Here is a 22644-nt window from a genome sequence, read left to right as displayed (position 1 = left end):
TCTATTTACCTAAACAAGTTAGACGAGAAGTATCAATTAAATAATTCTATTATTTTCGTCAAGTTTTTCTGGTTTAGCACTTTTTTCTTCAAATCAGATTTTTTAAGATAATAGGCATTTTCATGATCCCCAATTGAATTTCTTGCTCCAAATAAATAGCTCACTTGATTGTCTGACGGTTGGTGAACAGTCACCCCTTTCAGTCTGTCTTCTTTGGTAAAATTACCCATAAAATGCAGTTCAGTATCTGCACCGACACAATCGAGTGCATAAATTTTAGCTGAAGCTTTACAAGAACTTTTCAAGACATCAAGACCCATATCTCCAAAACTGCCTTCATCTACAAAAGCGAAAGCCATTTTATTTCCCTTTATCGTTTGTATAAGTGTTAATAATGATAAGACAGAGGAAGTATTGCGAATAAGATTTTTTCTGCTGGATAGACCTTTAGCTACTTTACTAAGCAAGTAAAAATAAACACCATAGCCTAAAATAATAAGCAATGTATTGAAAGAAGCAAAATCAAATGTATTATTGGAAACCCGCATATAAAGAACGGTTAACAGTAATCCAATCAATAAGCTCGCAATAGATGTTGCCAGTATAAAGCTTGTGACAGCTTTACTTTGTTTTTTTCTGTCAAACAAATAATACGGACCAAATCCCTGTGGAGGGGTATCATAATACGTGCAAATGATTCGGTCAGCTGTTTCAATATTCCCAACGTATAAATTACTGGAAATATATTTTTTATTTTGCTTATATTCAATCACTTGGATATCCTGACGCATTTTGACTATATCTGCTGCCAATGCTGAAAGAAATCTTTGTTTCTGTTTATTAGTACGTCTCAAGCGATAGACATACTGATAGCGAAAGGTCCAGTCTTTAAGCTGCTCGTTTTGTTCCATAATGCCAATCACTTCCCATCATCCATCTCACTTTACTAGCTTTTAAAATGAAAATTATCACAACTGCTTTAAAAGGTTAACGCTCCGTCTCCATTTTTTCAGCAGAAGTGATAATTCTCACTGACAGAAATCAGATTACAAATTGAATTTCACCAACACTTCTTTTAGTGATGATTTAGGCGCTGATGGTGTTGCTTGGAAATAAATATTTTCCACACCGTAGCTTTCATTCAATTCTTTTAATTTTTCAGCATCCTCTTTATTTAAATAAACAGACTTTGTTACCAAGATATCTTTCGCTGGATCTTTCTGAGCAATTCCTCCAATATTTAATTCTTTCATAGGAAGACCATGCTTTACTAAATCATAAATAGCACCGACTGTTTTAGTAATCAAAATACAATTGTAATCTTTAAATTCATATTCATCCCAATAAAACTTTGCCTTATCAGGAGTGATAACGATTGTTTTTTGCCCAGTACGGCTTCCTGCACTCTTATATAAATCACGCATAAATTTATCTTTAGCCACTACATCATCTACAACAAAGATCGAATTTACCCCGCTCTTTTGTGATAATGTAACCATTACTTGACCATGAATCAGTCTTTCATCAACACGTGCTAAATTGATTACGCCCATTTCCATTCACTTCCTTTAATTTAATTTATAAGATTCCAACTGCTGCCAGTACAATTAAAATACCTGTCAGCCAGACCAATGCCTGCGTTACTTTTAGTCCTTTTTTCGTATAGAACCAGTACACACCCATTACGACTGCCAATGGTAATATCCCTGGAATAATCTTATCGAGTATTTCCTGAATAACAAACTCTCGCCCGGAAATCTTAAACTGCAAGGTTGAAGAAACTTTTACATAATTTCCGGCTAGAATTCCCATCATAAACAATCCCAAAACAGACAATGTTTCAATTGCGTTTTGAACACCTGAGCTTTGCATTAAGCCTGTTGCATTACGTCCCATTGAAAATGCTTGACGAGCAAAGAAAACACCTAGTAATACCTGATACAATGCAAAGAAGACGAATGGGAATAATGCCCCTAATGCGCTTCCTTGTTCAGCCCAAGGAACAGCAATCGCAATAAAGATATACTGAACAGTTCCTGAATCGATTGCATCCCCAATTCCTGCTAAGGCACCCATTAAACCGGCTTTTGTGTTATACATCAAATCATCCTGCATCAACACTTCTGTGCCTTCATATTCTTCCTGCGCTCTTTGTTGCTCCATGGATGACATCAACCCAGTAATAACACCACCACCCCAGCTAAGCTGTGTATTAAAGAACAACAGCTGACGCTTGTAGGCAGCTTTCAACGCATCGTCATCTTTGTATAATTTTCTCAAAATCGGCATCATCGCATACAACAAAGATGGGGCCAGATAACGTTCAAATGAGTGCGGAATTTCATTTGCAAAATGCCATCTAAGATAAGCTTTTGTAACATCTTTCTTAGTAATTTCTTCTGGTGCAAGATTCGTATTTTTTGTTATCTCTGTCATTTTTTTCCCTCCTATTAAAACGCTTTTTGGCTCAGCTGATTCTAGAAGAAATTCAGCAAAGCGATCTCAGCTTTTTCTGTTTCACTTTTCTCAATTTCTAAAAACTGGCAAGAGGCTCAAAAAGCTAGACTCATATTAATTAGAACCCGTCATCGTAATCATCTTCATCATCCCCGTCAAAGGATGGTGCTGCACTTGTGTCGCTGCTTGCCGCCTGTATATTTTTCCCTTTTTGAGACTGTACGAAAATCAATGCGATTAAAATGCCAAACACTGCATAAGTAACCATTGTTACTTCTAATGATTTAAATACGATACTCATGAAGTATGCAAGGAAGAAGAAAACCATATAGTCTTTTCGACCAATAACATAAACGGTTGTTGCAATCCCGATTGCAGCTAAGCCGCCGCCGACAACCTCCAACACGTGAATAACCACAGTTCCTTCTAAAGCAGTGATTACATCAGCAATAACTGGTGCTCCAAAATAAAGAGCAATAAATACTAATGGTACGAATAACAAAAATGATGCAATTGTTGGATAAGCAATTATCGAACGTGAGATAGCTTTCGGATTCAAATCGTCTACTGCTTTATCGGTGTATTTTCCTAAGAATGTATTAATGAAGAATCTAAATTGGTACAAGTAGCTTCCCAAAAGGCCAACTGGTACAGCAACTGCAATTGCCGCTTCTGGAGCCAAATTTCCCATCAATGCAACGGGCACCGCAATCGCAGCTGCGATTGATGGTTCGGCAGGCATTGAACCTCCTGGTGAGAAAACACCCATATAAATCATTTGAAGTGATGCGGTTACAATCATCGCTTGAGTAACATTCCCCATTACAATCCCTACAATAAGCCCTGTCATCAATGGTGAAAAGCGCAGCGTTAATGTTGCTCCTCCCCCAAGCCATCTTGACATAACGGCTGCTGTCCACACTGCTATTAACAAACTTTGCGTTACACTTAATGTTTCCATGTGTCCTCCTCCTCTATCTCTTCCCTTTAATGTATTCTTCCAACTGATAAATTGATTCCTTTAACAAATCTTCAGTAATCGTTACCGGGATGAGATGAACTTTTTCTTTTGAATCAATAAATTTAACTATAGCATCAATGACTGTTTCATCTTCAGGATAGATGCCCATCTGATGTAAAGACATTGGTAAATCCAACTCTTGATAAAATGGAAGCAGCTGATCGATTGAGGCCCATTTATTCTCGATTGCCAGCTGATAAAAAATACCATAAGCTACTTTTTCACCATGTAAAAACTGATGACTTTTAGGAATATATTTACTCATCGCATCATGCATTGCATGAGCAGCGGCATTCCTAGCATATTTATCGCCTAATCCGCCAACCATTCCTGCAATGGCAAAAACAATTTCTGATAAGCGAATAAACTCGTCGGAAAGTTCACGATTTTCCATATCCTGAATAGCTTTTGCCGAATCCTTCACAATTGCGTCCTTACATAGCGCTGCTGTGTAGCCTGCTAATTGCAAAAATGGCTCTTTTTTTAAATGAGTTTGCTGTAAAATAGCATCTGATTCATACCATTTAGCAATCGTATCTGCTAATCCAGCAATAAAAAATGCCACTGGTGAGTTAATAACCAACACAGGATCTGTTATTAGAAAAGCTGCTTGTCTCAAATAATGCTCCGTTTTGCCTTCTGCTTCACCTGTTTCTTTATACATCACTGATAGTGGTGTCCAAGGCGCGCAATTACTGGCTAAAGTCGGTATTACACCAAAATTACTATTTGATACATGTGCTGCATAACCAACCAGATCAGTTAGTTTTCCGCCGCCAACACCAATGATGAAATCAATTTGCTCTTTTTTTACAATCTCAACTATTAAATCTGTCCCAAAATAACTGCATTCTCCTGTGTATTGATGATAAGAAAAATTATAGCGATCATCATTTAAAAATCCCATTTTCGGCTGTGCTTTTTCCCATGATACTGTTCCATGTACAATCAGAACATTCTTCGCAGCATATTCGTTTAGTACGGTTGGAACAAAGTCAATTGCCCCTTCATGATATTGATAAAATTGAGGCCCTACTTTTACTTTTAAATCATCTAGCATTCAAACACTCCCTACTTTCTACGCAATGTAGGCACTATTCGGCTGTACCGCTCGTTCTGGTAATTTCCTCTGAACGACATTCTCTACATCACGAACACATTTTTCACCCATTTCTTCCAGACATTCCATTGTATAGGCTGAAGTATGCGGAGTCATAACCACATTTTCAAAAGAAAGATATGGATGATCTTTTCGTCCTGGTTCTTCTTCTAAAACATCTGTAGCAAACCCTGCGATTTTTCCAGAGCTTAAGCCTTTAATAATTGCTTCCTCACTAACTAAAGCACCTCTCGCACTGTTTGATATATAAACATTGTCTTTCATCTTTTCAATCTCTTTATCTGAGATCATATGATAATTTTCTTCTGTCAGATTCGCACATAAACAAATGATATCTGATGATTCAAGCAGCTCATCCAACTCCACTTTTTTGGCGCCAAAGCTTTGAATATGCAAAGCAGATTTATATGGATCATAAGCTAAAACATCACAGCGAAAGCCATTGCGGACAATTTCCACTACTCCACTGCCTGTATTACCGACTCCAATGACTCCAACTGTCTTATTAAATAACGCCCGACCAACAAATTGGGCCCGATCTTCCCAACGATCTTCTCGTACACGCTGATCCGCTTTTGTTGTACAGCGTAAAACAGCCATCAAATTAGTTATATTATTCTCAGCAACTGCATCACGTTCAACAAGAGCCGGAATAATTGTAACGATTGTATTGTGCTTTTCAGCTGCATGAATATCAATATTATTGTAGCCGATTCCATGTCTTGTAATTAGAATAAGTTCATCTTTATAAGCAAAAAATTCTTGTGTAAAAAATGGCGTAACACTTGCAATAATAATATTGTAGCCTTGAAGAAGTTCAGCAAGTTCTCGTCCAGGAATCTCACCATCAACAGTAAAATGTTTGATCTGACCGATTTTTTCTAGCCTTTCAATATGTTTGGGGAAAATTTTACCAAAGCTACTGGAATTAACAATTGCAATCTTATATTTCGACATATCTCTATCTAACTCCTTCTTTAATCTAGCTCCCTTGCTATTCATTTTCAGTTTGACCAAGCTGTCTGCGCATTTGTTCTCTCGATTTTTTTGTAAGCCTTTTCACTAAAAGCACTTCTTAATCATCTATTCCTAAAATAACCCTAGCAAACTTTCTCATCTCCTCCTTCACTGAACAGCTTTGTTACAGAAATTAGGGAATCAATATTTCTCCACATAGAATAGTTCACCCCTCTGCAATACGCCGCTTTTTAAATTACTGATTAAAGAACGAAAAAAATTGTTTTGACGATTTCTGTTCTTCTTTCTATATCTAGATAGTACTTCATAAAAAAAATTATGTAAATGTTTTCAGTTAATAAAAAATATTTTTTATTTTCATCCTTCAAAAGCTCTAATCAGCAGCATTGAAAACGAATTCATAAATATGAATAAATACGACAAATCTAATAAAAAAATACAATTTTAAAAAAAGTCCTTCTTTACTCAACCACGAATAATTAGAACAAAAAAAATTCAGATGACAGTGATAAGATTCAATTCATATTCGTTTTTTTATAATAATAACAGTAGATACCAACCTACAAATATATTTGAAAAATAAGTGACTACATAAGTATGTAATATATATAAATTCTATGCTGATGTTATATAATAACCTAAATAAAGAATGCCTTAGCATCAATCAGGGGAAAGACAAAAATAAAAATTGCTCTGTCATTTCTCCTTGAAATCTAAGCATATTTTTTCAGTTCTTAGAACCGACAGCTGAAAATATATACAATTTTTCAATTTATTTAACCGAAACTTTTTTTCTAAACGTCAATAAAAATAAAAATTGTTTTTTATGATTTTGTTCTCTATAATAATAAATGAGTCCGATTAGATAAATCACTTACTTTTTTTGTTAATTGCTTTAGCTGGATTTACTCTCCTATTGATAAATTAATTATTAGATGTGTAGCTTAGATAAGCTGAAAAATGGCAGTTTAATTCATTTAAAGATCTAAAAACAACTCCGGACTAGAAAGCTGAATATACTCAACTTTCTACAAAATTCTATTATTTCTCGTCTTTCGTGCTTGCTATTACTTAAACAGGTGAAAGAATAGTACGTATTCACAATTCAAATATTTTCTTTTGATTGCACCTGTACTGATTTTATTTCTTATCAATGATGTTTTAGCGAATGTTATGCAGCAGGTCGCTGCTTTCTACTAAACTCCTTTAGGTTGACGTTTAGAATGCAGTAGAAATCCAGATGGAGGTCATTATGAAAAACCATTATTTAGATCAACGAATTAGATTAAAAAAGGGAAATCTTAGCGAAACTGAGCAAAAAATTGCTGATTATTTGGTCCAATCAGACGAGCTGATCTCTCGAAAAACATTAGAGGAAATGGCCAGTGACATTGGTGTTTCTCAGTCTTCTATTTATCAGTTTGTTAAAAAAATCGGTTATAGTGGTTTTCAAGATTTTAAAATCGATATTGCCCGTAATTCAAATTACCAGCCTACCTTCCATAATTTAAATTATATGACAGGTGCAGAAGATATTCATCCAGAAGATTCCAGTATTGATATTGCCAAAAAAGTGTTACAATCAAATATTTATTCATTAAGCAATTCCACTCACTTTTTAACTGAAGAATTGCTTGACAAGGTTTTATCGCTGATTTATTCAGCTAAAACATTACATTTTTTTGGACTTGGAGGATCTTCCATTGTTGCTTTTGATAGTTTCCATAAATTTATCCGAACTAAATATCGCTGTAATTATATTTTTGACTATCATATGCAGCTGGGCTTCGCCACAAAGCTAACAAGTGAAGATTGCGTGTTCATTTTTTCTCATTCAGGACAAACAAAAGAATCTGTAAACCTGGCGAGACAAATAAAAAAAACATCGGCAACGATCATTGCTTTAACTGGCAACAGCGGATCTGAGCTTGTTACTTTAGCCAATCAGGCAATCATTGTTTTAACCGAAGAAACACTTTTTAGAACAGAATCACTGGCTTCCAGAATCAGCTATCTAACGGTGATGGATATTTTATATACAAATGTTATGCACCACAACTATGATCAGAACATCGAATCAATCAAAAAGATTAGAGACAACATCAGTACTACCAAAACAGATCCCTATAATTTTACACCTTAGAAGCTTTCACTTGAAGAATAATACAAAATAATCCTTTCAAGAATTTAGGTTTTGTAAAAACACCTCGGTAAGCAACGGAAGACAGACGCAGCTCTAAAAGCAAATGAGAAATGACCAAGCGTACTTCTTGTGTTACTCTTGGTTTGACTTCATTTAGTGAGTGCCTCAGCACGATTTTTACCAAGTCACTCACGGCTGGCTGCCTCCATCTACAGTTGTTTATTAGAGGCATTCGACTTTATTTTGCAGCTATTTTTTCATGCTTTTGTCGTGGAACAAACCAATTTAATCACTTCTCTTTTCTGGCAGTAATGATAATAAAATATATTAACACAGCAAAAGTCCGAAAACTGCTCTTCATTATTATGGAGAAGTTTGTCCGTTTTAAAAACGGACAGTTGAAACCATAGAACATCCTGTTTGTTTCTCTGTAAAGAGAGAGGCATCCAGCCAAGTATACAGGAACCTGTTGCTTAGCTGGATGCTGCTTTTTTTCTTCTGTGCTTCCCATTTTTTGGCTATCTATTTTTCACTTTGTTTCAAGCTTTTTTGTTTGTATTTTCTGTATACTTTTATCATGTACATACTAGAGTTAGCGGGTAAGTTATCCGCTGAAATATCATACCCGTCAGTGTTCATAAGCTTTAAAAAATAACTTTCCTATTTCTTCATCAAAGGAAACCGTATCTTATTGTCTGCCCAATTAATAGGCTTATATCCCAGACTAAAAATTGTAATAGTTACGACAACTGTTTTTTTCCAAAGGTTTCATTAGCCATGATAGAGGTTTCGAGCTGCTCTATCTTGTTTTTTTATCAAAGCTCTATTTAAATTCTTCCATGTCTGGCATTTTCAGGATTCGATTGTCTATGAGTGTCTGATACCAATAAGCTGATTTTTTAAGTGTTCTGGTTCTATCTTCATCCAGTTCTATACGCACCAGTCCATATCGGTTTTTAAATGCGTTCATTGGAGAGACACAATCTGTAAATGCCCATAACATATACCCTTCACAAGTCGAACCAGCTTCAATGCCTCGAAACAAATGGTACAAGTGTTTAGAGATAAATGCAATGCGATAATCATCCTGTACAACACCAGCATCATCTTGGTATTGTTCTTCTTGTTCTCTCCCCATTCCATTTTCAGTAATCAGCCAAGGGATAGGTTTGTAATTGTTTTTCAGATACATGGACAGATCATACATAATTTCCGGATAAATTTCCCAGCCACGTGAGTTATTCATTTGTTTCCCAGGAAGATCAAACGTTTCGTAGTATCTTTCTGGGTGGAAAGGCGTATTTTCATTCCATTGATAGCGTGGTGAGCGGACTCGCTTCGGATAATATTGATTGATACCTAAAAAATCAACGGTGTTCTTTCCTATTACCTCTAATTCTTCTTCTGTTGGATCGAAGTAGATATCATGCTCTTTGCATAATTCTATTAGCTCTTTAGAATAGGTGCCATTAATCATTGGGTCAAAAAAGACTTTATTAAAAAATAGATCATAGATCTTTGCTGCATGGAGATCTTCAGCAGAGCTGGATCTTGGATAAACCATTTCAGGATTTATAATGCAGCCAATCCTTCCATCATATTGTTCTTGATGGTAAACTTCCACTACTCGAGCAGTCGCTAATGCTTTGTGATAATTCCAAAGCATCCATTTTTTAGTATTCTGTTCATGAGGCCAACGTACAGCATCTAAATAGCACCTTGTTTGAATAACGATTGGTTCATTAAACGTAAACCATTGTTTTACTCGATCTCCATAACGTTTAAATGCAATACAAGCATACGCTACATATAGTTCCAATACTTTTTTAGATGACCAGCCGTCGTACTCTTTCATCAGATATTCAGGAACTTCATAGTGTTCCAAGCAAATCATCGGCTCAATCCCCGCTTTGATCAATGAATTAATCACCTCATCAATATGACTTGCGTATTCTTCATCCACAATCAAATTCTCATAGTCTGTAAAAAAACGTGCCCAATTGATAGAGGTTCGATAGTGCGTCAAATGAATTTCTTCCATTAATGCAATATCTTTATCATACTCTTCAAAAAAATTTGTAGCTACAGCTGGACCATAGCCTTCATTCCAAACAAACTTTTCATTTTTATACCAACTATCTAAAAATGAGTCCTGCCCCTCCTTTTTTCCTTTCCATCCTTCTGTTTGCCAAGCAGAAGAAGCGGCACCAATGATAAATTTTTTTGGAATTCTGATTTCCATGTTTTTCCTCCTAGAACTAAGCAACTTCAGTGGTTACTTTGTTTGATATTTTTACAAAAGGTAAGTAGATCAATATTGATACAATGATACAAATAATTTGGGTTAAAACGGCACCCATATCGCCTGCGGTTGCCAGATAAGCATTGACAATTGGCGGCATTGGCCAAGGAACCATAACGACTGCTTTTGCTGCAAAACCAATGGATGTAGCGATATAGCCAATCGTTCCAGTGACCAATGGTGTAACAATAAACGGAATTGCCAGAATTGGATTAAGCATAATTGGCATCCCAAATATTACTGGTTCATTAATATTAAAAATTCCAGGTGCCAGTGATAATTTGGTTATTTCTCTCATGTCCTCTCTCTTACTAACAAGTAAAACAGCAATTAAAAGTCCGATTGTTACACCTGAACCGCCCATACTCATATACATATCCCAAAATGGCATCGTAATAATATTAGGAATCTCTTTACCTGCTTCAAACGCCTCAGTATTGACAGCAATCGCTGCAAGAAGCAACGGTTCACGTACAGGTTTAACCATCTGATTTCCATGAATACCAATTACCCAAAAAACCTGAGCAATCAACATTAACAGTAAAATACCCGGTAAGCCTTGGACAATTCCTTCTAATGGTTTTTGAATGATGTTATAAATAATATTGTAAGCATACATTCCAGTTAGTGCTTTAATAACAAAGCCTGCTGTAGCAATAATAGCAATGGTTAATATGGTCGGGAATAAAGATGAAAAGCTTTCTGATACATTTGCTGGAACAGTGTCAGGCATTTTCAGTTTGAGTCGATCTTGTCTGCCCAACCAACAGTATAATTCTATTGAAGTGATTGCAACAAACATTCCCAGAAAAAGTCCTTTTGTATCCGTATATTGCTTCGCCAAAACATTTTCTGCAATGACTTTGACATCCTCTGCATTAACAAATTCATAGACAAAGGGATTAACAGAAAGATAACTCATCACAGCAATAATCCCAGGGAAAATCCCGTTTACTTTGTTTAATTTTGCCAGCTCAATACCAATTAAAAAGACCGCATAAATTGTTAGAAAGCTTAAGGTAACATAACTGATTGCTGACGAAATAGGCTTTAAATCAGCTAAAAAACCTAACGCACTAATACGAGCCAAGCCATTATCACTATCAAATACCATTGCTGAAAACAAGGTACCAAATGCACCTGTAATGATTACAGGTATTAAAGATGCAAAAGCATTTTTTATCACCATGATATATCGTAACGAATTAATCTTAGTTGCAAACTTTCCGAGAACTTCGGTAAGTTTTTCCATAAAACCATTTTTCATAATAGTCCTCCTCAATACTTAATATACATTTCCAACTATGGTATACTTTCCTTACAAATTTGAAGAAGCAAGGAATAAAAACGCGAATATCTCTTTTTTTGCAATCGATTACATCGTTAATTTAATACATGGAAAGACATTTGTAAATTCAAATTAATTTATACTAAAAATTTGTAAACTTATGCATTTACAAATTCATCTAATTAAGGGAGAATGCTTACGCACTCTTGATTGTCTACCATTCAGCTAGTTGTTCCTGCACAAGCAAAACTGGCAGCTAGTCTTGTATGCCCATTAGACATGCGATGAGGATCGTAACACAGTGAGAACCGGAGGAAAGCGATTCTAGTGTTATGCTTTGCGACGAGGATCACAGCGTAGCGAGAACCGGAGGAAAGCGATTCTAGTGTTGTGCTTTGCGACGAGGATCACAGCGTAGCGAGAACCGGAGGAAAGCGATTCTAGTATTGTGCTTTGCGACGAGGATCGCAGCATAGCGAGAACCGGAGGAGCAGCAGCCCTCCCCTTCCACAAAAACCCTTTCATAAAAAGGAATGAATGCTTACACCTACCCTCTCGCTAGTCCTACTAAAGATTAAGGAGAAAAAAATGCCATTTTATCAGTATATTGCAACAGATCTTAGAAAGAAAATCATTGATGGAATTTATCCGAAAGAATCCAGACTGCCTAATCAAACGGAGTTGGCTACAATCTATAACACAAGTCGCGTAACGATTCAAAAAGCTTTAAAGCATTTGCAAATTGAAGGATTCATCGAAAGCAGGCAAGGCTCAGGATCTTTTGTAAAAGGTCCTGAATCTGTCTATGATTATGATGCAACCAGCTATGGCGGAATGACAAAAAAACTCGGCCATCTAGGAAAACTGGACAGCAAAATCGTTTCTTTTGAAGTAACCTTTCCCAGTGAGAAGGACCAAGAGAAACTAAAGCTTCAAAAGAATGATCCTGTTTACGATATTATTCGCCTGCGTATATTAGATGAAGAACCTTTAGCTCTAGAGTACACTGTAATGCCAGTACTCCTTATTCCTGGAATTACTGAAGATATTCTGAAACATTCCGTTTATCAGTATATTCAAGAAGAATTACGCCTGAATTTTGGAAAATCCCATAGACGGATTAAGGCAGACAAGCCCGATCAATATGATATTGATCATCTCCATTGTCAAGCAGATGATCCGGTTCTGGAAATCGAACAAACAGTTTATTTAGATAATGAAATTCCATTTGAATATTCCCAAACAAGACATCGGTACGACAAAGGAGATATCACCGTTATTAATAAGTTCAGCAAACATATTTACCACTTGTAAATCTTTTCATTAGCAAATTAGTGTAAAATAAAAAATCCCCTCGTTTATAAGCTCTGTTGCGCCTATAAACGAGAGGATTCTTACTATTTTTTTTACATTATTCAAGGGGCTGTGACATAAGTTTGTACTAGTCCCTTAAAACCGAATAAACGGTGTGCCAGTCTTTGTATGATTCGAGCATTCGAAGAAGCGTAGAAGCAAGTTCCTACATGCCCCCCAGACATGCGACGAGCATTCGAAGAAGCGTAGGAGCAAAGCCCCTCCATGCTTCGAGGATAGGAACGAAGTCCTTCAATTCTTAGTGGCTTTGCCATTTAGAAATTGATGAGATCGAAACGAGGTGTAGTGAGAACCGTAGACGCAGAAGCAGCTCTCTCGGAATTAAACTGAATGATCTCAAAAATATGAGAAGCTATTTTCAGATTATCCAGCTTAATTCTCGGAGCTGAACACTTCTGTCACAACCTCCTCTTTTTAAAACAGATCAATTTTCACTTCAACCGTTTGGATTGGTACATCATAAAACGGATCTTCACGCCGACCTAAGAAATCTTTCGCTTGTTGGGGGAAGAGTGCATACATTAAAACATCTTCTTCAGATTTTGCATATGCTTTAATTTCTTCTCTGAACCCAGGCAGTTGAGGTGCAATCAAGTCAGCTGGACGTTCAGTGATTACTTCCTCATTGCCAATGATTGTTTCTTGAATTTCAGCTGAAATAGGTGCTGGAGGACGTCCATATAAACCACGAACGTAATCTTTAATTTCAGTCGGTACCAGCTTGTAGCGTTCACCAGAAATAACATTCATCAACGCCTGTGTACCAACCATTTGAGATAACGGTGTGACTAAAGGAGGAAATCCAAGGTCTGCTCGAACTTTTGGCACTTCCGCCAATACTTCATCATACTTATCCTGCAAGCCTTGTTCAGTTAACTGACTCAATAGATTGGACAACATACCACCAGGCACTTGATAAATCAATGTTTTTGGTTCTACGTCTTTCACTTTAGGATTCAATATCCCCTCTTCACGAAAACGATCACGAATTGGGTTAAAATACTCTGCTATTTCTGCTATCTTCTTCATATTTAATCCCGTATCGTAACCCATTTCTTCCAGTGCAATGGCAACAGACTCTGTAGCAGGCTGACTTGTGCCGCCAGCAAAAGATGAAATTGCTGTATCAATCACATCTGCCCCAGCCTCGGCAACTTTCAAATAAGTCATTTCTGAGATGCCGCTTGTCGCATGTGTATGCACTTCTAACGGTAAATCAACGGTATCTTTGATACGGCTGACTAGCTCGTAGCCAGTTTGAGGAGTAAGAACCCCAGCCATATCCTTAATACAAATTGAATCCGCACCAGTATCAGCCATTTCTTTAGCCAATTCTACAAAATAATCAACCGTATGAATTTCACTTGTTGTATAAGAAATAGCCGTTTGACAATGCCCTCCTGCTTCTTTTGCTGTGATAATCGATGTTTTTAGATTACGTGTATCATTGAGCGCATCAAAGACACGAATAATATCAATCCCATTTTTAATCGATTTTTCAACAAATTCTCTGACCACATCATCTGAATAATTTTTGTACCCCAGCAGATTTTGTCCACGGAGCAGCATTTGTAATTTTGTTTGTTTCACTTCTGCACGAATTTGGCGCAGACGTTCCCAAGGGTCTTCATTTAAGAAACGAATACAAGAATCAAACGTCGCTCCGCCCCACATTTCTAATGAATGGTAGCCCGCTTCATCCATCGTTTTGATTATTGGCAACATGTCTGAGGTAGGCATTCGCGTAGCAATTAAGCTTTGTTGCCCATCACGCAAGACTGTTTCCATAAAATGAATTTTTTTAGTCATTTGCTTGTATCCTTCCTTCTTCAATTAACTCATGAATTTTTTTGTGCAGCTCTTCCACCGAGTGCGTGCGTGAGCGGCCACAAACTTTTGCATCTTTTTCACAAAGAAAACATTTTCGTTTAGGATACCCCAACTGTTCACGGCTAATATTTTTGATCTCACCATTATCCAGCCACAAAACATCCAAATCCACTAAACGCCCATATGGATGGGTTTCCTCTAATTTAATCATTCGTTTTTTTAGTTCTTCTTTTGTCAGCGGCACCAATAAAAAATATTCATACCCGGTTTTTTCATTACGATACACATTAACAAGAGTAACCACATCTGAAACACATATCTCAACCTCGTCTGTGACCTGTTTAAATGCTTTTTCCAATTCTATTGACGTTTTGACAGATCCGGGAATATTCATTGTTGCAGATAAAAGTGTGTATTGCGGATCAGAGATCAACAATTCTTTTTGTACATGCACACGCCTCTCTTTCGCATCCAATGCTTCCATTAAGGAAATCTCCGGTCCATCGAATAAGGAGCTATACATTTTTTACAACATCAATCAATGTGCCGTCTCGATATTCAATCAGTGCAACGACTTTCTCTCCATATTGAATCGCTTCGGGTGTTCCAACAATGCTGTACGCTTTTTCTTTCAGCTCTTCAATCGTGTACTGAGGAACATCCAGCTCTTTGAAATGGTCAATCAAATCCTGACGATTTGGATGAATCGCAATCCCCACCTCAGTAACAACAACATCAATACTCGTTCCAGGCGTTACCACTGTATTCACCGTATCAACAATTGTCGGTATTCTACCACGAACCAGCGGAGAAATGACCAAGCTCATCTTACATGCCATACTAGTATCGGAATGACCGCCAGAAGCACCACGAATAACCCCATCTGACCCTGTCATTACATTGACATTATAATTGGTATCGATTTCCAGTGCAGACAAAATAGCTGTATCTAATTGATTAATTACAGCTCCCTTACTCAAAGGAGAAGCATACATATTCGCATCAATTTCATAGTGATTGCTGTTTTTCCCCAGCGATATTGCAGATGGATGATCGAAATCCTGCACATCGATAATTTTTTCAACGAGTCCTTCTTCCAACAATTCTACCATCGCATTTGTAATTCCACCTAGCGCAAAACTCGCTGTAACGTCATCTTTAATCATCGCATCACGTAAAAATCTTGAAACTGCCAATGCTGCGCCGCCTGTCCCTGTTTGGAACGAAAACCCTTGTTGGTAATAAGGAGAGCTGGTGATCACTTTTGCCGCATATTCCGCAATTAGCAGCTCTTTAGGATTTTTTGTAAATCGAGTAGCTCCATTGGCAATCCCACTTGGATCACCAATGGCTTCAACTTCAACGATATAATCAACATCTGTCTGAGGAATACTAATCGGTGTATTCGGAAATGGAACAAGTGTGTCGGTAATAATTACGACTTGATTTGCATATTTTGCGTCAATCATCGCATATCCTAAAGAACCACATGTCGCTTTACCAACAGTACCATTTGAATTTCCATAAGCATCTGAACTAGGAGCCCCTAAGAAAGCAACATCAATATGAATATCCCCTGCTGCAATAGCACGTGCCCGTCCTCCGTGCGAACGGATAACAACAGGATTTTCCATAATCCCTTCAGAAATAGCAGCACCGACTTTATCACGTAAACCACTTGAAGTAATATTTGTAACCACACCATTTTTGATATGATTAATTAACGGTTCATGGACATTGGCAATAGAACTTGGTGCAATGGAAAGATTTTTAATACCCATATTGGCAATTTCTTCTAAAACCATATTCATGACAAAATCTCCCTCACGAAAATGGTGGTGGAAAGAAATAGTCATTCCATCTTTTAAACCTGTTTTTTCAATTGCTTCGCGAATACTTCCTAAAAGCTTTGAATCTCTTGGTCGAACAGGCTTAATTTTGCGACTGGCTTCGTTATACTCAGCAATATGTGCTAATTCTCCTTCAAAAACACCATATTGATCGGCGTATACTTGAGGGATTTCTTTACCTACTTTATTCATAACCATGACTAAATATCCTCCCCAGTAATCAGTTTCGCAGCTTTTGCTAAAGCAATTACTCGTTGTGCCCGTTCAACGATTGGTTTATCCACCATTTTCCCATTAACAGAAATGACACCTGAACCTTTGGCTTCTGCTTCACGAATCCCCCAAATAACTTCTTTGGCATTTTGAATTTCTTTTTCTGTTGGTGTATAAATCGCATTTACTAAAGGGATTTGACGCGGGTTAATGACTGATTTACCATCAAAGCCCAATTGTTTAATGCGTTGAACTTCTGCCTGAAAGCCTTCTACATTATCGACATCAGAATATACTGTATCAATTGCCGCGATTCCCGCTGCTCTTGCAGAATGAAGAATCATATTACGGGCAAAAGAAAGTTCCTGTCCATCTGGATAACGTCTTGTTTTCATGTTTGTTACATAATCTTCTGCCCCTAAAGCAATACCAATCAACCGATTAGAAGCTTTGGCAATTTCCCGGGCATTCAAGACCCCCTCTGCTGATTCAATAGCTGCCATCATCTTGGTTGTTCCAACTGGAATCTGATTTGCTTCTTCTACAGCAGTAATAACCTCTGCTACATCGACAATGTCCTGTGCTGTTTCAGTTTTCGGTAAGCGAATAACATCTACACCAGCTAAAACCATTGCTTCAACATCTTGTGCGCCGCCTGCGTCCAATCCATTAATTCGTACAACGGTTTCTACATTCTCATAATTAAACGTTTTCAAAGCAAAATGAACCAATATACGTGCTGAATCTTTTTCCTTTAAAGACACCGCATCTTCCAAATCAAACATAATTGAATCAGCTCCATAAAGCGGAGCATCTCTTAACATTGCTGCATTTGCGCCAGGTACAAACATCATTGTTCTTCTTAAGCGTTCCATGAGTCAATTTCCTTCCAATCATAAGTGTCTTTTTGTGCTGCACGATAAATTGCTGTGATTGTTCGTGCTTGAATACTGCAATCTAACGCCCCTTTATCCACAGCAGTCACGCGAACAGCTTCAACACCTAGTTTTTTTATGGTTTCTTTGATTACGTTTCTGATTTGTTGCCCAAATTGTTTTTCCACACTGCTCTCCAAAGAAATTTGAATCTCTTTTTCTTCAATCGGCTCAACTGTAATCATAATATCGCTGGATTCAACAGTTCCTGCCATTGCACTTTGGGTAATTTTCACGTTCTTTCACCTCTAGTATTTTTTTGTTTTTTTATATAGCTATCGGTTGGTGGTGGTAAAAATTCAATTAATCGTTTGCTGTCATGAGTATGCAAAGCTTCTCTCACTTTTGTTGCACTAATGATCTCTCCATTGACACTCAGTCTTGGTAGAACAACTAACTCCAAAGAACCATCAAAAACAGCTTTCATCGACTGATTATAAATATCCGTCACTTTTGAATAAGGTTCTTCTCCAACAAACCGTGTTTGAATATCTAATACAGGAGCAATCTTTTCTTTAAACAGCTGAGCATCAACTGCTGCCTGCATTCTTGCAACACTTTCTACCGCATCATCCTTTAAAAAATAAGAGGGAAAGGTAGCCGAAGAAACTAGATAATCATTTGTTGGCAAAACGGTAACGTTCGTTAAATGTGCAACGCCTTGCTTGACCATCTCTAATCGGTCTTGAGATGAAAATTCTGACCGATCTTCTGACAGAACAAACACATATACTTGATTACTCTGCTTTGAAGCCATTTCGATAAGATACTGATGCCCTTTTGTAAAAGGATTTGCATTCATAACGATCCCGCTTCCAGAACCAGTCTTCTTATGTTTTTTTAACATCAAAAGATAGCTCTGGAAATCAGGGAATCCTTGTTCCATAAAAAGAATATCGGCAGTTTCGATAATGGTTTGAAAGCCCAACGAACGAAAGACAGGTTTATTACTTGGTTTCGTATAAACGAAATAATGATGCTCTCCTTCTTCTGATAAGCGGTTAATGAGATGCTGAACGATTTCAGTTAACAGGTTTTCTTCCTGATAGTCTTTGCAAACAACTAGACACTTTAGAATATTGTGATAATAAGAACCTGTAGCCGCTAATGTATCATCTATATAAATTCCAACAGTATAGTCAAGTTCTTCATCTTTATTCAAATTCGCTTTATTCATCAGATTTGCCCATTGTTCATAGGTCTTTTTATCTTTTTTTAGCCATAGTCTTTTTATTACGTACATAAAAAACCTCTTCTTATTTCTTAATCGGAAATAGCTTACTTAATAACATAGATGCAAGGTAGATAATTAGAATAACTCCGAACACGCCACCCCAGCCCAATACAAGCAATTCAAGTGCTTTCGCTAAATCTGCTGACATACTGACTCTCCTTTCTTAAACAAGTAACGCAAGTAATAAGCCGCCTGCAATTACTGATGCAATCTGTCCAGATACATTCGCTCCTGCTGCGTGCATTAGAATAAAATTCTGCGGATCTTCATCTGTTGCCATTTTTTGAATCACTCGGCTGGACATTGGGAACGCTGAAATCCCTGCAGCACCAATCATTGGATTGATTTTTTCTTTTCTAAACAGGTTCAGCAGTTTTGCAAATAGTACGCCACCTATAGAATCCATAATAAATGCCACTAAACCTAAGCCAATAACCATCAATGTATCTACTTGTAAAAATTCTTCGTATTGCATTTTTACAGAAATAGATAGTCCTAGTAAGATACTAATGATATTAACCAGCTCATTTTGGGCAGTAATTGATAACCGTTCCAACACGCCACATTCCCTTAATAGATTTCCAAACATCAAAAAGCCTACTAGTGGAAGTGAGACTGGCGCAATAAGTCCTGCCACAACAGAAATCACGATTGGGAATAAAATTTTTGCAGTTTGTGAAACTTCTCCAGCACGATAACTCATACGAATACGACGTTCTTTTTTGGTTGTCACAGCTTTAATAGCTACTGGCTGAATAATAGGTACCAGCGCCATGTATGAGTATGCCGCCACCATAATTGCACCCATGTATTTTGAATTCAATGTATTCGCTACAAAAATAGAAGTCGGTCCGTCAGCCGCACCGATAATACCGATTGACGCAGCATCATTTAACTCAAAGCCTAATAAGACCGCAACAATAATCGTAAAGAAAATTCCAAACTGTGCTGCTGCACCAAATAATAGTAAAAATGGATTTTGCAATAATGGACCAAAATCAATCATTGCACCAATACCGATGAATAAGAGCAGTGGGAATAGTTCTGTTGAGATACCCATGTCAAATAATACTTGAAAAGGACCTGCCTCTCCTCCAGCACTTAATACACCAGAGTTTGGAAAGTTGACTAAAATCGTTCCCAATCCCATAGGAACCAAAAGCGTTGGTTCATATTCTTTTTTAATTCCTAAATACATCAGAACACCGCCAATTACCATCATGACAATTCGTCCTGGCTCTTGACCCATTCCTAAAAACCCTTCAATAAGTGTTTCCACTAACGTCACTTCCTCTTTTAAAATAAATTTATTTCAAGCTGTCTTTCTCAGTGAATGGTAATTAGAGATTCACCTGGGTTAACCATATCTCCTTGACTCACATGAATCCCTGTAACGGTTCCTGCTTTGCCTGCTACGATTTCATTTTCCATCTTCATTGCCTCTAAAATCATAAGGGGCTGATTTTCTTGAACAGTGTCACCAACATTTACCAAAATTTTCAAAATAGTTCCAGGCATAGGTGATGGCATCGCATCTGCTCCTGCTTGTGTTGTTTGAACAGCCGGTGCCGCTTCTTCAGCTGGAGCGGGTGCCGCTGGTGTTGGTGCTGCCGGAGCTGCTTGAGCAGGTGCTGTCGGTTGAGGTACCCCTCCAATTTCTTCCATTTCTACCAAGTACTCTTTTCCATCAATTGAAATTTTAAATTTTCGTAACATCATTTTTCCTCCAAAGGTTCTATTTTTTTACAATTTTTCGGATAACAAATTGACTACTCTCATTCGTTCCCGCTGCAATGCTTGTGGCGATTAAGGAGACAAGCTTTGCTTCCGGGTTCCGTTGTAGGATCTTCTTAACAACAAATTGACTCTCCGGCTGATCTCCTGTAGCAATAGCTGTCACAATCAAACTCACCAACTCATAATCTTCCGCACTTGCTTCTATATATGGGGGAACCGCTTCCCATTCTTCCACTTCTTTGATAGTTGTTTCAGAAACCGATGTTGGTAATTCAGGAGGTTGTTGCTCTCTATGAAACAATCGTGCAAATATCCCCATGCAGTTACTCCTTTCAATTTTTTCGTTCTCATTCACATTATAGTAATAATGGACCAATTCGGTAGTTCAAAATGAAAGATTATTGTTTTTTTTCTGTTCATATTTTGACAAAAAAACAAGAAAACGCCAACAAACAGCTTTAAATCAACGTTCCAAGGTTGTTAAGACTTTTTTAATATATTGTTAAGCATTCCCTAAGATTAACTAGACCAAATTGTTTTTTTCCTGTTCTTTTTTCAAAAACGATCTATCTTAAACACACAATATTGCTTATTCTATATTCGTCGGGCGGAGTTAAATCAACAGTCTCTCAATTTAAAGATTTACAGCAATTGGCTTTTTTATTGATCATGATTGACACCGCTTACAATAACGGAACTTATTAATTGATTTGTAGAAAGGAAGAAAAAAATGTTATTAACGATTTTATCTTATGCCATGATTATTATCTTCATGTTTGTAATCATGAAAAAGAAAATGTCACCATTTACTTCTTTGGTTGTGATTCCCTTAGTATTCACCTTAGTTGCAATGGTCGCAGGCGTATCAAAGGAAGGAAATATCGGAGATTTTGTAATAGAAGGAATCAAAACAACTTCTAATACGGGGATCATGTTGCTGTTTGCCATCTTATATTTCTCTATTATGCTGGATGCAGGCTTGTTTGATCCAATTACAAAGAAAATGATTCACTTTGCCAAAGGGGACCCAATGAAGGTCTTAATGGCTACAGCTATTGTAGCGGCTACAGTTTCATTAAACGGTGACGGAACTACGACTACTTTAATCTGTTGTTCTGCATTCATTCCTATTTATAAAAAATTAAACATGAAAATGATGAACCTTGGTGTTTTGATTATTTTACAAAATACGATCATGAACTTGCTTCCTTGGGGAGGACCGACTGCACGAGCTATGGCCGTTTTAAACGTTGATGCAGATATCCTTACCTACTTAGCTCCAGGAATGATCATCTCTATTTTATACGTTATCTTCTTCGTTGCTCGCCGTATGGGTAAACAAGAGCGTGCACGCTTGGGAATCACTGAATTAACTGATGAAGAAATTGAAGAAATGACAACGGTCACAGATCCTGAAACATTAGAAATTCGCCGTCCAAAAAACTTCATTTTCAATGGTATCTTAACAATTGGTTTAATTGCCTGGCTGGTTGCCAGCTCATTTATTGACTCAATTGCTCTTCCTCCGCTGCTGTTATTCTTAGTCGGAACTTGTATTGCATTAATGGTAAACTACCCTATTCTAAAAGATCAGTCTTCACGAATTGGGGCAAATGGCGGGGATGCTGTTCAAGTAGTTATCTTAGTATTCGCAGCAGGTGTATTCATGGGCTTATTCCAAGGTTCAGGAATGGCTGAAGCTTTAGCAAACAGCTTCACTCAAATTATTCCTAAACAGTTGGCTGGGTTCTGGGGCTTGGTTATTGCACTCATCTCTGCGCCGGGTACCTTCTTTATCTCAAATGACGGCTTCTACTTCGGTGTTCTCCCTGTACTGGCTGAAGCAGGTCAGGCTTATGGATTTACAGATATGCAAATGGCCCTTGCTTCACTAATGGGACAAGCTTTCCATTTACTAAGTCCTCTAGTTGCGTTCATTTATTTACTTCTACGCTTGACTGGACTGGATATGGGGCAATGGCAAAAAGAATCTGCAAAATATGCATTAGGAATTTTCATTATCTTCATCGTAACGATTATTCTATTAGGTCATATGCCGCTTTTCATTCCACAATAATCAATACCGCATTTTATGGGACGGGTCGTATTTACGGTCTCGTCCCTATTTTATTAACATTAAATGAGTGTCTTCTGAAAACCCT

22 protein-coding genes are annotated in these 22644 nt (G+C 37.4%); 3 read left to right on the top strand and 19 right to left on the bottom strand.

The window, feature by feature from the left end; all coding sequences use genetic code 11:
- Positions 1 to 32 precede the first annotated feature (32 nt).
- From LI954_RS12265 to LI954_RS12240, 6 genes are all read right to left on the bottom strand, one after another.
- Positions 33 to 923: a hypothetical protein gene (locus tag LI954_RS12265; RefSeq protein WP_229444617.1), complete on the bottom strand. Its 891-nt coding sequence runs from the start codon at positions 921 to 923 to the stop codon at positions 33 to 35.
- Positions 924 to 1046: 123 nt separating this feature from the next.
- The gene (locus tag LI954_RS12260; protein ID WP_202068145.1) at positions 1047 to 1553 is read right to left on the bottom strand and encodes a PTS system mannose/fructose/N-acetylgalactosamine-transporter subunit IIB; all 507 of its coding nucleotides are present in this window, start codon (positions 1551 to 1553) and stop codon (positions 1047 to 1049) included.
- Positions 1554 to 1578: 25 nt separating this feature from the next.
- A complete protein-coding gene (locus tag LI954_RS12255) occupies positions 1579 to 2436 on the bottom strand; it encodes a PTS system mannose/fructose/sorbose family transporter subunit IID (RefSeq protein WP_202068144.1) in 858 nt (285 codons plus the stop codon).
- Positions 2437 to 2575: 139 nt separating this feature from the next.
- Positions 2576 to 3418 (bottom strand): PTS mannose/fructose/sorbose/N-acetylgalactosamine transporter subunit IIC, encoded by an 843-nt coding sequence (locus LI954_RS12250; RefSeq protein WP_229444616.1) that lies wholly within the window; start codon positions 3416 to 3418, stop codon positions 2576 to 2578.
- Between the two features lie 13 nt (positions 3419 to 3431).
- Entirely contained in the window at positions 3432 to 4538 is a 1107-nt protein-coding gene (locus LI954_RS12245) for an iron-containing alcohol dehydrogenase family protein (RefSeq protein WP_202068142.1), read from the bottom strand.
- 18 nt (positions 4539 to 4556) lie between these two features.
- Positions 4557 to 5555, bottom strand: a complete 999-nt coding sequence (locus tag LI954_RS12240; protein WP_229444615.1) for a D-isomer specific 2-hydroxyacid dehydrogenase family protein — start codon at positions 5553 to 5555, stop codon at positions 4557 to 4559.
- A gap of 1273 nt (positions 5556 to 6828) precedes the next feature.
- On the opposite strand from LI954_RS12240, the gene LI954_RS12235 reads away from it, so the two are divergent.
- On the top strand, positions 6829 to 7719 hold the full coding sequence (locus LI954_RS12235; protein WP_202068140.1) for a MurR/RpiR family transcriptional regulator: 891 nt from the start codon (positions 6829 to 6831) through the stop codon (positions 7717 to 7719).
- Here the strand turns inward: LI954_RS12235 and LI954_RS12230 are convergent.
- The 3 genes from LI954_RS12230 to LI954_RS12220 form a co-directional block, all read right to left on the bottom strand.
- A complete protein-coding gene (locus LI954_RS12230) occupies positions 7709 to 7912 on the bottom strand; it encodes a hypothetical protein (protein WP_229442749.1) in 204 nt (67 codons plus the stop codon). The two genes, LI954_RS12235 and LI954_RS12230, sit on opposite strands and share 11 nt — an antisense overlap.
- A 630-nt stretch (positions 7913 to 8542) precedes the next feature.
- The gene (locus tag LI954_RS12225) at positions 8543 to 9961 is read right to left on the bottom strand and encodes a glycoside hydrolase family 1 protein (protein ID WP_229444614.1); all 1419 of its coding nucleotides are present in this window, start codon (positions 9959 to 9961) and stop codon (positions 8543 to 8545) included.
- Positions 9962 to 9977: 16 nt separating this feature from the next.
- Positions 9978 to 11288: a PTS sugar transporter subunit IIC gene (locus LI954_RS12220; RefSeq protein ID WP_229444613.1), complete on the bottom strand. Its 1311-nt coding sequence runs from the start codon at positions 11286 to 11288 to the stop codon at positions 9978 to 9980.
- A gap of 609 nt (positions 11289 to 11897) precedes the next feature.
- Here LI954_RS12220 and LI954_RS12215 point away from each other — a divergent pair.
- Positions 11898 to 12623: a GntR family transcriptional regulator gene (locus LI954_RS12215; RefSeq protein ID WP_229444612.1), complete on the top strand. Its 726-nt coding sequence runs from the start codon at positions 11898 to 11900 to the stop codon at positions 12621 to 12623.
- 474 nt (positions 12624 to 13097) lie between these two features.
- Here the strand turns inward: LI954_RS12215 and LI954_RS12210 are convergent, their stop codons facing one another.
- From LI954_RS12210 to LI954_RS12170, 10 genes are read right to left on the bottom strand one after another with little or no spacing between them, the layout of a single operon-like run.
- Positions 13098 to 14492 carry an oxaloacetate decarboxylase subunit alpha gene (locus tag LI954_RS12210; protein WP_229444611.1) on the bottom strand — a complete coding sequence of 465 codons (1395 nt, stop codon included), beginning with the start codon at positions 14490 to 14492 and terminating at the stop codon, positions 13098 to 13100.
- Positions 14485 to 15036, bottom strand: a complete 552-nt coding sequence (gene citX, locus LI954_RS12205; protein ID WP_202069269.1) for a citrate lyase holo-[acyl-carrier protein] synthase — start codon at positions 15034 to 15036, stop codon at positions 14485 to 14487. Before citX ends, LI954_RS12210 begins: the two co-directional genes overlap by 8 nt.
- The gene (gene citF, locus LI954_RS12200) at positions 15029 to 16561 is read right to left on the bottom strand and encodes a citrate lyase subunit alpha (protein ID WP_202069267.1); all 1533 of its coding nucleotides are present in this window, start codon (positions 16559 to 16561) and stop codon (positions 15029 to 15031) included. Before citF ends, citX begins: the two co-directional genes overlap by 8 nt.
- Before the next feature lie 2 nt (positions 16562 to 16563).
- On the bottom strand, positions 16564 to 17451 hold the full coding sequence (gene citE, locus LI954_RS12195) for a citrate (pro-3S)-lyase subunit beta (protein WP_229442729.1): 888 nt from the start codon (positions 17449 to 17451) through the stop codon (positions 16564 to 16566).
- Positions 17439 to 17747: a citrate lyase acyl carrier protein gene (citD, locus tag LI954_RS12190; protein ID WP_229442728.1), complete on the bottom strand. Its 309-nt coding sequence runs from the start codon at positions 17745 to 17747 to the stop codon at positions 17439 to 17441. Before citD ends, citE begins: the two co-directional genes overlap by 13 nt.
- Positions 17744 to 18754 carry a [citrate (pro-3S)-lyase] ligase gene (citC, locus tag LI954_RS12185; RefSeq protein WP_202069263.1) on the bottom strand — a complete coding sequence of 337 codons (1011 nt, stop codon included), beginning with the start codon at positions 18752 to 18754 and terminating at the stop codon, positions 17744 to 17746. The genes citD and citC overlap by 4 nt, the downstream gene beginning before the upstream one ends.
- Positions 18755 to 18767: 13 nt before the next feature.
- On the bottom strand, positions 18768 to 18893 hold the full coding sequence (locus LI954_RS16115; protein WP_267491487.1) for an OadG-related small transporter subunit: 126 nt from the start codon (positions 18891 to 18893) through the stop codon (positions 18768 to 18770).
- Between the two features lie 15 nt (positions 18894 to 18908).
- A complete protein-coding gene (locus LI954_RS12180) occupies positions 18909 to 20024 on the bottom strand; it encodes a sodium ion-translocating decarboxylase subunit beta (protein ID WP_229444610.1) in 1116 nt (371 codons plus the stop codon).
- 47 nt (positions 20025 to 20071) lie between these two features.
- Complete coding sequence (locus LI954_RS12175) at positions 20072 to 20461, bottom strand: acetyl-CoA carboxylase biotin carboxyl carrier protein subunit (protein WP_229442726.1); 390 nt, start codon at positions 20459 to 20461, stop codon at positions 20072 to 20074.
- A gap of 19 nt (positions 20462 to 20480) precedes the next feature.
- Entirely contained in the window at positions 20481 to 20801 is a 321-nt protein-coding gene (locus tag LI954_RS12170; protein WP_229442725.1) for a hypothetical protein, read from the bottom strand.
- Positions 20802 to 21212: 411 nt separating this feature from the next.
- Between LI954_RS12170 and LI954_RS12165 the strand changes: the two genes are divergently transcribed.
- Entirely contained in the window at positions 21213 to 22559 is a 1347-nt protein-coding gene (locus tag LI954_RS12165) for a CitMHS family transporter (protein ID WP_229444609.1), read from the top strand.
- Positions 22560 to 22644: the final 85 nt, after the last annotated feature.

The organism is Enterococcus sp. CWB-B31 (assembly GCF_020567645.1).
GTDB lineage: Bacteria > Bacillota > Bacilli > Lactobacillales > Enterococcaceae > Enterococcus_L.
The sequence above is the reverse complement of the archived record's forward strand: the minus strand, read 5'-3'. Positions and strand labels throughout refer to the sequence as shown.

Bases quoted from the DNA above. Each gene is read 5' to 3' on its own strand.
- LI954_RS12260 (WP_202068145.1), bottom strand. From the start codon at position 1,553: ATGGGCGTAATCAATTTAGCACGTGTTGATGAAAGACTGATTCATGGT.
- LI954_RS12255 (WP_202068144.1), bottom strand. From the start codon at position 2,436: ATGACAGAGATAACAAAAAATACGAATCTTGCACCAGAAGAAATTACT.
- LI954_RS12250 (WP_229444616.1), bottom strand. From the start codon at position 3,418: ATGGAAACATTAAGTGTAACGCAAAGTTTGTTAATAGCAGTGTGGACA.
- LI954_RS12245 (WP_202068142.1), bottom strand. From the start codon at position 4,538: ATGCTAGATGATTTAAAAGTAAAAGTAGGGCCTCAATTTTATCAATAT.
- LI954_RS12240 (WP_229444615.1), bottom strand. From the start codon at position 5,555: ATGTCGAAATATAAGATTGCAATTGTTAATTCCAGTAGCTTTGGTAAA.
- LI954_RS12235 (WP_202068140.1), top strand. From the start codon at position 6,829: ATGAAAAACCATTATTTAGATCAACGAATTAGATTAAAAAAGGGAAAT.
- LI954_RS12225 (WP_229444614.1), bottom strand. From the start codon at position 9,961: ATGGAAATCAGAATTCCAAAAAAATTTATCATTGGTGCCGCTTCTTCT.
- LI954_RS12220 (WP_229444613.1), bottom strand. From the start codon at position 11,288: ATGAAAAATGGTTTTATGGAAAAACTTACCGAAGTTCTCGGAAAGTTT.
- LI954_RS12215 (WP_229444612.1), top strand. From the start codon at position 11,898: ATGCCATTTTATCAGTATATTGCAACAGATCTTAGAAAGAAAATCATT.
- LI954_RS12210 (WP_229444611.1), bottom strand. From the start codon at position 14,492: ATGACTAAAAAAATTCATTTTATGGAAACAGTCTTGCGTGATGGGCAA.
- citX (WP_202069269.1), bottom strand. From the start codon at position 15,036: ATGTATAGCTCCTTATTCGATGGACCGGAGATTTCCTTAATGGAAGCA.
- citF (WP_202069267.1), bottom strand. From the start codon at position 16,561: ATGGTTATGAATAAAGTAGGTAAAGAAATCCCTCAAGTATACGCCGAT.
- citE (WP_229442729.1), bottom strand. From the start codon at position 17,451: ATGGAACGCTTAAGAAGAACAATGATGTTTGTACCTGGCGCAAATGCA.
- citC (WP_202069263.1), bottom strand. From the start codon at position 18,754: ATGTACGTAATAAAAAGACTATGGCTAAAAAAAGATAAAAAGACCTAT.
- LI954_RS16115 (WP_267491487.1), bottom strand. From the start codon at position 18,893: ATGTCAGCAGATTTAGCGAAAGCACTTGAATTGCTTGTATTGGGCTGG.
- LI954_RS12175 (WP_229442726.1), bottom strand. From the start codon at position 20,461: ATGTTACGAAAATTTAAAATTTCAATTGATGGAAAAGAGTACTTGGTA.
- LI954_RS12170 (WP_229442725.1), bottom strand. From the start codon at position 20,801: ATGGGGATATTTGCACGATTGTTTCATAGAGAGCAACAACCTCCTGAA.
- LI954_RS12165 (WP_229444609.1), top strand. From the start codon at position 21,213: ATGTTATTAACGATTTTATCTTATGCCATGATTATTATCTTCATGTTT.